This window comes from Paraburkholderia sp. EG304 (genome assembly GCF_046543485.1).
GTDB classification, from domain to species: Bacteria; Pseudomonadota; Gammaproteobacteria; order Burkholderiales; family Burkholderiaceae; genus Paraburkholderia; species Paraburkholderia youngii.
Genome location: NZ_JBKGUA010000112.1, coordinates 1 through 9595, shown reverse-complemented (window position 1 = coordinate 9595; position 9595 = coordinate 1). Strand labels below are relative to the sequence as shown.

Genomic DNA, 9595 nt, shown 5'->3' with positions numbered 1-9595 from the left:
CCCAGACGGCCTCCACGGCGCCCATGCTGACGTAGTTCTCCACCCCCGGCGCGAACACCGGCGAGCTCTGGCTCAGGGCCTGCAGTTTCTCCAGCGCTTGCTTGGTGACGCGGGCCATGGCGCGCAGATCCATCACCCGCACCTGCGCTTCGGGCAGGGCGAAGATGCGATCGGCCATCAGCCCGAACGACAGGAAGCCACCGCTGACGGATTCACCGTAGACCAGGCTGACCAGCGGCGCACCGCGGCGGCGGGCCAGATCCAGGGTGCGGGCGAGGTGCGCGAAGTAGCTGTTGATGCCGAGCATCTCATCGCGCCGCGCCAGACGCTGGCCGGCCGTGTCCACCAGCATCACGATCGGCCGCTGCGGGTGCGCGCGGGTGCTGGCGAGCACCGTGGCTGCCAGCGCGAGTGCGTGGTCGACGCCGACCTCCAGCTTGTTGGCGGTGCCGATGACGGTGACGTCCCCGGCAGCGGTGGTGGCCGTACCGCCCAGCACATCGTCATCGCGGGTGACCGCATGGCCGAGCGGGAACAGGGCATCGAGCAGCGGGGTCAGTTCCATGGCAGGCTCCGCTCCTTGACGGCGTCTAGGAAGTCAGCGGTGTCCAGCAGCGGCAGCTGCGCGGCATCGGCGATGCCCTGCAGCTTCCAGACCTCGAGGCCGTCGCGGCAGTTGCCATAGGCCTGCAGCCGCGCGCCCAGCTGGGCGTGTGCGTTTTCGAGCGCCTGCAACGGGTCTTCGGTCTCTGTGTGGGCGTCGATGAGTGACAGTGCCGCCTCGGCAAACGCATCGATGCGGTCCGGCACCAACTGCACGGCATCGCCGATCAGATAGCGGTGCTTGCCGCCGGTGACGCGCCAGACCAGGGCGCGGTCGCGGGTGGCGGTGGAACTGTTGCCCTGCAGATCGATCTGCAGCGTGGAGCCGATGAACATGTCGCACGCATACAGACCGGCGGTCTGCGAGAACGCGCGGTTGGAGCGCATGCTGCCGTCATTGCCGGTGAAGAAGACATCGGAGCGCGCCTCGATGTAGCGCTCCATGCCCAGCTCGGAGCCGAACGAATGCACGGACTGCACGAAGCCGGACTCGATCGCCGGGATCAGCGCCGGATGCGGATTGAGCGCCCAATGCGTCCCGATCCTGCCCTTGAGACCCAGCGATTCGGCATAGGTGGGCAGCAGCAGTTCGATCGCGGCGGTATCGAAGCCGATGCCGTGGTTGAGGCGCTGCACGCCGTACTCGGCGTAGATGCCCTTGATGGCCATCATCGCCATCAACACCTGGATCTCGGAGATCTGCGCCGGGTCGCGGGTGAACAGCGGCTCGATGTAGTTCGGGCGCGGCGCTTCGGTGACGAAGTTGACCCAATCGGCCGGAATATCGACGCGGGGGAGGGTGTCGACGATCTCGTTGACCTGGGCGATCACGATGCCACCCCGGAACGCGGTGGCTTCGACGATCACGGGAGTGTCTTCGGTGTTGGGGCCGGTATAGAGGTTGCCGTGACGGTCGGCGGCCTGGGCGGCGATCAGTGCGACCTGTGGGGTGAGATCGATGAAGTAGCGGCCGAACAGTTCGAGATAGGTGTGGATCGCCCCGATCTCGATCCGGCCCTCGGCGACGAGATTGGCAAGCCGGCCGCTCTGCGGACCCGAGAAGGAGAAGTCCAGGCGCTGGGCGATGCCGCGCTCGAAGACGTCCAGGTGCGAGGGCAGGGAGAGCACGGATTGGACCATGTGCAGATCGTGGACCTGCGCGGGGTCGAGCTGGGCCAGGCACTCAGCGAGGAAATCGGCCTGTTTCTGGTTGTTGCCCTCCAGGCAGACCCGGTCCCCGGGTTCGAGCACGGTATGCAGGAGCCGCGGTACCTCGGCATGCGGCACCAGGTGCCCGAGCCCGGCATCCGTGGCCCGCTGCAGCCTTGCCTGGCGGCGGGTCGCCAGCGTGTTCCAGTCTCGAGCCATCTGCCGCCTCTTCATAATTACGCTGTAATTACACGCTACCACCGTGGATTCTGGGCGGCAAGAGGGGGACTCCAGGTGAGGGTCCGCGGTGCGTATTCATTATCAGACGGCGCGCCGGCGGGACTCGTGTGGCACGCCGCCTAGGTGAAATGAGGGCGGAGGAAACCCGGCCTTCGTCGCAGCACAACGGACGGAGAGCACCGCTATGATCCGGCATGACGGCAGATCCGCTCCGCGATAACATGCGCCATCGCCCACCACGGAAGGACGCTTTGATGAAGCTCACAGGGAAGTGGATTGCCACGTCTGCATTGATCATCGGCCTAGCAGGATTGGCTGGATGCAGTCCATCGGCGACGGAGCCGAACGCTGTCTCCAATGACGCGCCGGCCGATCAATCGCTGGAGCTCATCGAAATTGTCGCGCGCCCGGCAGGTGAATCAGCCACTGGGGTCGCACGCCCCGCGCATCCGGCCGATGCGGTCGAGCTTGCGATCCGCACCAAAGGCACAACCAAGGGCGCCGACCTGGCGGTCAAGATGATCGCGCTGGCCGATGGCAGCACCGTCGATACCGGCAAGCTGCGGCTCAACGCCGGCAATGCGGCGGCACCCAGATTCCAGTTTGAACCGCGCGGCACATGGCCGACCGGTCGCTACCTCTTCGAGGTCATGCTGGACGGGAAGCTGGCCGGGAGCCAGGAGTTGGAGATATTCCCAGCCGACGACGTGGCTCCATCGCCGTAGGCGCCTGGCTGCCTAGGGTGTACTGAGCGTGGAGAGGAAGGCAGCCAGATCGCTGCGTTCCTCGACCGTCAGACTGATGGGCCGGCCGCTGGTGAGTCCGCGATAGTAAAGCTCGTGCTCGATGGCTGCTTCGAGGGACTGGATGCTGCCGTCGTGCATGTACGGCGCGGTGCGCGCCACGTTGCGCAGGCTCGGGGTCCGAAATGCGCCCATATCCTTTGGATCGGACGTCACCGCGAATCGACCAAGCTCGGCGATGTCAACATCTGCCAGGACCATCCTCCCAAGCGGCTGGCCAGAATGGCGCGCCTGTTCCAGGCGAGCCAGCAGCGGCCGGATGTTGCCCGCAATGCGTTCGAAGCCGACGCTGGCATGGTGGAACTGCTGATCACTGAATGAGCTTGACGCATCCATCAAGTGGCAGTTGGCGCATTGGGCCTTGCCTTGAAAGAGCTCTAAACCACGCTTCGCTCGAGCACCCAAGAGGGTGTAGTCGCCGGCTGCGCGGGCACGCTCGAACGGGCTGGGGGCTGCGTCCAGGCTCATGAGATAGCTGGTCAGCGCTCCAGATACATCTGTCGCCTTGATCTCCGCGCCAAAGAAGGCCCGGTACTCCGGCAACGAGGCGATGCGCTCCATGGCCGCCGCTACCGTGTCATGGCCCATCTCCAATGGGTTGCCCAGCGGCTGCATCACTGCCTCGGATAGAGCACCCTCACGCCCATCCCAGAACTGCGGCCCGCGCTCAAACAGCCCAACAAGGCTGGGCGCATTTCGTGTGCCTTTGCGTCCGAATGCTCCGACCGAAACGGCCCGTGTGTCGGTAAATGCAAATTCTGAAAGGTGACAGGTGGCACAGTTTGTGCGCCCGTCAGCGCTCAGTCGAACGTCGTTGAACAATGCTTCCCCGATCTCGGCGAGGCCATCCTTCTGAGGCGGCGAGGGCGTCTCACCCCCTGTGCAGCCGGGCAGAGTCAAGATAATTGCGAGCAGCAGCGTCAGCTTTGTGGTGGCCATCCCAGTCCCGAGTCGCACGTCACTGTCTGCCTTGACAGAATCTTGGGCTGAACTGTATATCGTCAAGGCTGGATGCGCCACGGAGGCGCTCGCAATCCACGGAGCGGCCAGATGGCCGCAAGCTCAGGGGCGAGCTGATATGGAATCGATCGCACGACGCGGTGCCGGCATTGTCCGGAGCTTGGATGCAGTCCATGGCAAGGTTTCACGGCTCTCGACGCGCTTTGCGGCCTGGGTGGTGTGCGTGCTTGCCCTCATGCTGGCTTTGCCAGTGTCGGCAACCAGCTATGTCTACGACGCCAACGGTCGATTGATCGCCGTGACCAACGATGCCGGCGAGTCGGCGCGTTATGTCTATGACGTGATGGGGAACATCCAGAAGGTGGATCGCCTGGCTGCCGATCAGCTGGCCCTGTTCTCGGTCACGCCCGGCCGGGGCGTCAGTGGAATGCAGGTGCGCCTGCAGGGCCACGCGTTCAGTGCGAATGCGGGTGCAAATCTCGTGCGATTCTCCGGGGTCACTGCCGCCGTGCTCACTGCCAGCAGCAGCGAACTTGTGGTCATCGTGCCGGTGGGTGCGGTCACCGGTCCTGTCTCCGTCACCGTAGGAGCGCAGACGGCCACCAGTAGTACCGACTTCATCGTTGACCAGAATGCCCGGACGCCTCGCATCGATGGTATTTCCCCGCAGGTGGCTTCTGCGGGCACTACCATCAAAGTAACCGGTGAATCACTGTATCCCGTTGCCTACCAGACCACCGCGCGGATCGGCACACGTGCCGGCGTCATCGGCGCTGCGCAGAATGCCGAGCTGGACTTCGTCGTGCCGACCTTCGCCGCCAGCGGCAAGGTGTCAGTCTCCACGCCTTATGGCATGGCGGTCAGCCCGCAGGACCTGTTTGTCCTTCCAAGTGGCATAGCCGCGGCCAATATCGCTTCTTTCCGGCGCATTGCGCCGGATGCACCGGCCAGCGCGTTCGCGATCTCAACCACCGGACAGCAGGTTGCCATCCTCGTGGAAGCCGGGGCAGGGGAGTACCTGGACGCACAGTTCTCTGGAATCAGTGCTGGCAACCTTGGCTACACCCTGTACGACCCATCCAACCGACAGGTGGTTACTGGCACGGCCAACGCGGGCAGCCCCACGGTGCTGTTGCCTCCTGCCGCCAGTGCAGGCACGTACCTGCTGCTGATCAAGCCGGCCCAAGGTCCGGCAAACTGGAACCTGGCGATCGAGCGCAGCGCGGGGTGGTTGGACCAGTGCGATGAGCCGACTGGTAAGGAGGTCGATGAGCATCTGAGAGGCTTTGGAATGTCTGGAGCGGGTGGTTATTACGGCGTCGGCGGCAGCAAGAACTGGTCACCAGGATCCGGGACATCTACTCAGCTTGGCTTAGGTATCGGCGGAGGATTTTCGCCGGGCGAGCTTGCAACGGAAAACGGCAATTGGGGAGGTCGCTGGTGAAACAGGGTAAGGTCTTCGCTGCACTGGCAGTAGTTGCCGCAGGATTGGTGTTCATACTGAGCGTTGCTTCAACGTTTGAAACTGCAGACTGGGACAGCAGGCCCGATGCTGACCAACTCCGGCGCGCGGGCGAAGAGCTGGAGTTGCCAGCTGGTTCGATTGGTGGCCCGCTGAAAAGTTTCTCAAAGGTTACTTTGGTTGGGGCGCGAAGAAATGTGGTCACGCACCTCCAGATGGATGAGGTTAAGCAACATTTCAGCAGGGTGGCGAAGAAAAATGGTTGGACTCTGACCTCGCGGCAGTCTGGAGGCGGAGAGACTAGCTTGTCGTACTGTGCCGGAGATTTCGCGCATATTGTTGCCTTTCATCGCCGCGGCGATGAAACTGCAATTTTTGCGGCCACCTACTGGGATTCTGATCGTTCGACAGAGTTGTACTGCCGTAAGAGCACTCGAGGCTGAAGTAGCGTTGGCCTGACAGGAGTGTGGGGCGCTCAATTCGAAGCTCAAGGATATGTGCGAGGGGAAGATTGCAGGGAAGGTCGACAGCATGCCCGTCGGCAGGCTGACGATTTATTCAAGAAAGCCTATGAAGGTCACCGAGACAAGCGCAAGCTATATGATTCATCAGCAACCACGCTGGACGCCGTCAGAGAAAAGGTCGCGGGAACTGGTACAACTTCCTGCTTGTGCAAGCACATCCAGGGGGCATGGACTATTTAAGCGCTCCTCGGCTCCAGCGTTCGCGGCTTTCCTTGTTCTTGTCCTCTACACCTTGGCAGTGCAGCCGATATCGATGCTGAACCCGGAGTCGTTGCTTGTGCTTGTGCTCACCGCCGCCTGCATCGTCGTTGCCGAGGCGATGGCCGCCGCAATCGTACGCAAACGCCCCGTCGCGATGGTTCTACTTGCGCACGCATTTATTACTATTTTGGTGGGAGTAATCTGGCAGCGATAGATCGTGCAGTTGCTCAATGCCAGCTCTGCGCATATCGGCGGGTTCGAGGTGGTGCAGGAGTCGCACCACCTCGTCATACGGCACCAGTCGTGGATTGGGGCGGCAAGGGGGACGTGGTGCGCAAGGCTGGGCAGACGTATCCAGGTAGAGTGGCGCGAGATCGGGATGAACGGGGGTTTCAATCCATGTGGCGACAACTTGGGGCTTTGCTTCTGGTGCTGGCATTGGTATTCGGGGCCACGTACTTCCTGGGCATCTCAGTAGTGGCTCGAAGTAATTTTGCATTCGACACGAGCGACGTGCTGTCCTCGGCTGCCGGCATGTGGTTCGCGCTGTTTGGCGGGCTAATCGCAAGGCAGTACCGGTTCGCGATCATCGTCGGTGTGCTGTACGTCTGTCTCTGGGGAATGGCGACTTACTTCGTCAACGCGGGAACCCAGGCAGGCTTCCTGCCAATCTTCCGCATCAATGCGCCGAACATCGTGGTGTCCGTCCTGAGTGGCATGGCTGGCGCATGCGTTGGCGTGTTTGTTCGACGTGGTCAACGCCGCTCTGAAGCAAGCGCCGCTTAGCGTTGATCGTTCGACGAACAAACGCCCAACATATGCCAATGTACGCAGAATTGATCATTGCGCGATCTCTGAAGCTTGCAGCAATTGCGGCTGCATTTGTTGCCTGCTTCGCGCTTGCGCGCAACCTGGTTCGCATGAGTTGCCCGCTCGACGCCTACCCGCCGAGCGTACTGGCGGCGATGTATGCGGCTGTATTGATGCTGATGGTGTACTCGAGGTTCAAGTTTGCATCGAGGGGCCTGGTGAAGCTGCCTGCATCATGGGTTGGACGCGTGCTCGGTGCGGCGGTCGCGGTTGAACTGGTCGGTGTCGGCGTGCTGCTTGCGTGGAACCGTGACTGTGGGAGCATCGTTCGCGCACTCCCGGTCCCGGCAGTGCTTCTGATCTTCTACACGACGGTAGGATTCTCGTTGCTCTTTGGTGATGCCCATCTGGGCAGACTGAGGAACGTGATTCGCCTGGGCGTCAAACCGAAGGACTTCCTCCGGGACGGTGATTTGAGATGATTGCACTCAGGTACGTCGTGTTGGCTGCAGGAGCGTTGTTGGCAGCGTGTGGCGCAGATGATGCGCTGACACTGAAGCTCGAGGACGTCCAGTTCTTCAAGGCCCAACAGAGCCGACCAGGGGAGCTGTTGCTGTCGGGCCTCGCGTTTCATAGCGCGCTCGCCGTTGAGCGGATCGATAGTGTGCGTCAGGGGGATGCGATTCAAGTCAACGTGATGCTGGTGCCTGCGAAATCGGGCATGTCGGGCAGTTTCACTTACGCGCTTCCCCTGGATGACAAGGTGGATCGGGTTACATTCGGCGACGCGGAGACGCTTGTCTGGCGTCGCGACGGCGGCGTGGTTCGACGACCATAAGCTTCGCAGTAGCGCTGATCCTGTCCCGTCGCCCATGGAGGCGTAGACGTACATAGGGCGTTCTCGACGCTTCGATCAGCCCGGCGCCTTACCCGCACGCGGCCGCCGCGGCTTCGCCCCCCGCGGCACCACCTTCGGCGTCGCCACCAGCACGCCCCACTGATGCAGGTGCTCCATGCCCGACAGCGCATCCAGGTACGCCATGAAATGCGTCAGGTAGCCGGGCGAGGTCTCTTTCATCAGCGTCAGCGCGCGATGGACCAGTACACCGGAGTTCAACGGCCCCCCATTGGTGGGCATCTGGGCCAGTGATTCCTTGAGCTGGCTGGCATTGCGAAGCCTGGCCCACGTCGCCCGGACCTCGCCCAGCACCGGCAATTCCGGATACGCAGCACTGTGCTGCCCGGTTAATTCCGTGACCAGCGCCTGCAGGCCGATGCGACCCGATGACAGGCCCGGCGCGGTCACTACCGATGCCGACGCCTCGGCAACCCGCTCAGCGTAACCGGCGACCAACGCGTCCAGCTTCCGCTGCAACAGCGCCCGCACCTCACCGTCATGCATCTGTGCGCGGGCATGCAGGGCCTCGATCACCGCAAAACGCGTGCGGTCCAGCCCGTCGAGCTTGTCCGCTCGCCAGTTCTCGAGAGTCTCAGCGGTTGCGACTGGGTTACGGGGCATCCGCGGCCTTGCTCGCCTTGGGTTTGGGGATCGGGGCGATTTCGACGCGGCGGTTCTTGGCGCGGCCATCCTCGTCGGCGTTGGAACTCACCGGCTGCTCCGAGCCAAACGCCGCGGCAAATACCGCATCCGACGGCACGCCCTCGGCGATCAGGGTGCGGGTCACGGTCAACGCACGCTCGGCAGAGAGTTCCCAGTTGTCGGCGAAGCGCCAGTTGCCATCGCGCACCTGCTGGTCGTCGGTGAAGCCGCTGACCATGAGGATTTCCTCGCGCGAGGCCAGGTAGCCCTTCAGCGGCCCGGCCAGGCTCTTGAGGACGTCGGCGCCCTCGGGCTGCAGTTTGTCGGAGTTCAACGCGAACAGCACATTGCCGCGGATGCCGATGCGGCCATCCACCAGCGTCACGCGCCCGGCCGCGAGCGGACCGGCCAGTGCCTGCTCCAGCGTCTGGCGACGCTGCACTTCGGCCTGGCGCTGCTTGACCTCCTCATCCAGCCGGTTGGTCAGCTCCAGCTGCAGCGCGACCACGCCGACCAGGATCAGCACGAACGCACCGAGCAGCACCGACATCAGGTCGCCGAAGGCGGCCCAGATCGGCGCGCCTCCGTCGGCCTCGACTTCGATCTCGTCGCTCATGCCGAGGCGGCTCCGGCCTTGCTGCTGCGGCGGCCGGCCAGCTGCTGCAGCTCGTCGATGATCTGCTTCTGCGAAAGCACGCTGAGGTCGATGACCTCGCGCGCCTGGGCCACGTAATAGGCAAGCTGCTCGTCACTGCGTGCCAGCGAGCCGTCCAGCGAGGCGGCGATCTGGGCCAACCGCTCGTTGAGGCCGTCGCTGGCGGTCCCGAAGGACTGCACGGCGCTGCCGAGCGCATCGGCCAGGCTCGCTACTTCCACCGCGCTGCCGGTGACCTGCGCGGCCACGCTGCCGAGCTTGCCGGTCTCGGCTTCGATGTGGTCGGTGAAGCGCGTGCCGACCCGGTCCAGCAGCTCGGCCGAGGTCGATACCAGTGCATCGACGGCGACGCGCTGTTCGTTGGCGGCATGGTTGACCGCATCCAGCAGGGTCTCCACGGTCGCCAACAGGCGGCTGCGTTCTTCCAGCGTAGCGGTATCGCGGACCAGGCTGTCGGACAGTTTGCTGCGCAGTTCGGCAACGACATCGGCCGCCGCCTTGGGCGCTTCCGACGCCGCCTGGACCAGGCGCGCGATCTCGCTGATCGTCTCGCTGGCGTGCGCCTGTGCCTGCTGGGTGATGTCGTTGGCGGTACGGGCGAGGGTGTCGCAGATCTCCTGCTGACGGCGGGCCACGCTGTCGCCGGTC

At 63.5% G+C, this 9595-nt stretch carries 12 protein-coding genes and 1 pseudogene; 7 read left to right on the top strand and 6 right to left on the bottom strand.

Going from position 1 to position 9595, the window contains the following annotated elements; all coding sequences use genetic code 11:
• On the bottom strand, window positions 1–565 hold a 565-nt coding region (gene mdcE, locus ACLFKU_RS41520; RefSeq protein WP_410853096.1), incomplete at its 3' end, for a biotin-independent malonate decarboxylase subunit gamma.
• A complete protein-coding gene (locus ACLFKU_RS41515) occupies window positions 556–1971 on the bottom strand; it encodes a malonate decarboxylase subunit alpha (RefSeq protein WP_410853095.1) in 1416 nt (471 codons plus the stop codon). The genes ACLFKU_RS41515 and mdcE, both read right to left, overlap by 10 nt.
• 275 nt (window positions 1972–2246) lie before the next feature.
• Here ACLFKU_RS41515 and ACLFKU_RS41510 point away from each other — a divergent pair, with 275 nt between their 5' ends.
• Window positions 2247–2717: a hypothetical protein gene (locus tag ACLFKU_RS41510; protein ID WP_410853094.1), complete on the top strand. Its 471-nt coding sequence runs from the start codon at window positions 2247–2249 to the stop codon at window positions 2715–2717.
• Between the two features lie 12 nt (window positions 2718–2729).
• Here ACLFKU_RS41510 and ACLFKU_RS41505 read toward each other — a convergent pair whose 3' ends face one another.
• Window positions 2730–3734 (bottom strand): cytochrome-c peroxidase, encoded by a 1005-nt coding sequence (locus ACLFKU_RS41505; RefSeq protein ID WP_410853093.1) that lies wholly within the window; start codon window positions 3732–3734, stop codon window positions 2730–2732.
• Window positions 3735–3873: 139 nt separating this feature from the next.
• Between ACLFKU_RS41505 and ACLFKU_RS41500 the strand changes: the two genes are divergently transcribed.
• The 6 genes from ACLFKU_RS41500 (at window position 3874) to ACLFKU_RS41475 (ending at window position 7590) form a co-directional block, all read left to right on the top strand.
• Entirely contained in the window at window positions 3874–5199 is a 1326-nt protein-coding gene (locus ACLFKU_RS41500; RefSeq protein WP_410853092.1) for an IPT/TIG domain-containing protein, read from the top strand.
• Window positions 5196–5660 (top strand): hypothetical protein, encoded by a 465-nt coding sequence (locus tag ACLFKU_RS41495; RefSeq protein WP_410853091.1) that lies wholly within the window; start codon window positions 5196–5198, stop codon window positions 5658–5660. Before ACLFKU_RS41500 ends, ACLFKU_RS41495 begins: the two co-directional genes overlap by 4 nt.
• A 127-nt stretch (window positions 5661–5787) precedes the next feature.
• A complete protein-coding gene (locus ACLFKU_RS41490) occupies window positions 5788–6156 on the top strand; it encodes a hypothetical protein (RefSeq protein WP_410853090.1) in 369 nt (122 codons plus the stop codon).
• 185 nt (window positions 6157–6341) lie between these two features.
• On the top strand, window positions 6342–6728 hold the full coding sequence (locus ACLFKU_RS41485) for a hypothetical protein (RefSeq protein ID WP_410853089.1): 387 nt from the start codon (window positions 6342–6344) through the stop codon (window positions 6726–6728).
• A gap of 38 nt (window positions 6729–6766) precedes the next feature.
• Window positions 6767–7234: a hypothetical protein gene (locus ACLFKU_RS41480; RefSeq protein WP_410853088.1), complete on the top strand. Its 468-nt coding sequence runs from the start codon at window positions 6767–6769 to the stop codon at window positions 7232–7234.
• The gene (locus ACLFKU_RS41475; protein ID WP_410853087.1) at window positions 7231–7590 is read left to right on the top strand and encodes a hypothetical protein; all 360 of its coding nucleotides are present in this window, start codon (window positions 7231–7233) and stop codon (window positions 7588–7590) included. Before ACLFKU_RS41480 ends, ACLFKU_RS41475 begins: the two co-directional genes overlap by 4 nt.
• Before the next feature lie 75 nt (window positions 7591–7665).
• Here the strand turns inward: ACLFKU_RS41475 and ACLFKU_RS41470 are convergent, their stop codons facing one another.
• From ACLFKU_RS41470 to ACLFKU_RS41460, 3 genes and pseudogenes are all read right to left on the bottom strand, one after another.
• Entirely contained in the window at window positions 7666–8271 is a 606-nt protein-coding gene (locus tag ACLFKU_RS41470; protein ID WP_410853086.1) for a DUF2894 domain-containing protein, read from the bottom strand.
• Window positions 8261–8908, bottom strand: coding sequence for an OmpA family protein (locus ACLFKU_RS41465; protein WP_410853085.1), 648 nt, complete (start codon window positions 8906–8908; stop codon window positions 8261–8263). The genes ACLFKU_RS41470 and ACLFKU_RS41465 overlap by 11 nt, the downstream gene beginning before the upstream one ends.
• A pseudogene (locus ACLFKU_RS41460) lies at window positions 8905–9595 on the bottom strand (hypothetical protein); the annotation flags it as partial. The pseudogene ACLFKU_RS41460 and the gene ACLFKU_RS41465, both read right to left, overlap by 4 nt.

Coding starts and splice junctions, on each gene's coding strand:
- ACLFKU_RS41515 (WP_410853095.1), bottom strand. CDS start 1,971: ATGGCTCGAGACTGGAACACGCTGGCGACCCGCCGCCAGGCAAGGCTG.
- ACLFKU_RS41510 (WP_410853094.1), top strand. CDS start 2,247: ATGAAGCTCACAGGGAAGTGGATTGCCACGTCTGCATTGATCATCGGC.
- ACLFKU_RS41505 (WP_410853093.1), bottom strand. CDS start 3,734: ATGGCCACCACAAAGCTGACGCTGCTGCTCGCAATTATCTTGACTCTG.
- ACLFKU_RS41500 (WP_410853092.1), top strand. CDS start 3,874: ATGGAATCGATCGCACGACGCGGTGCCGGCATTGTCCGGAGCTTGGAT.
- ACLFKU_RS41490 (WP_410853090.1), top strand. CDS start 5,788: ATGAAGGTCACCGAGACAAGCGCAAGCTATATGATTCATCAGCAACCA.
- ACLFKU_RS41485 (WP_410853089.1), top strand. CDS start 6,342: ATGTGGCGACAACTTGGGGCTTTGCTTCTGGTGCTGGCATTGGTATTC.
- ACLFKU_RS41480 (WP_410853088.1), top strand. CDS start 6,767: ATGTACGCAGAATTGATCATTGCGCGATCTCTGAAGCTTGCAGCAATT.
- ACLFKU_RS41475 (WP_410853087.1), top strand. CDS start 7,231: ATGATTGCACTCAGGTACGTCGTGTTGGCTGCAGGAGCGTTGTTGGCA.
- ACLFKU_RS41470 (WP_410853086.1), bottom strand. CDS start 8,271: ATGCCCCGTAACCCAGTCGCAACCGCTGAGACTCTCGAGAACTGGCGA.
- ACLFKU_RS41465 (WP_410853085.1), bottom strand. CDS start 8,908: ATGAGCGACGAGATCGAAGTCGAGGCCGACGGAGGCGCGCCGATCTGG.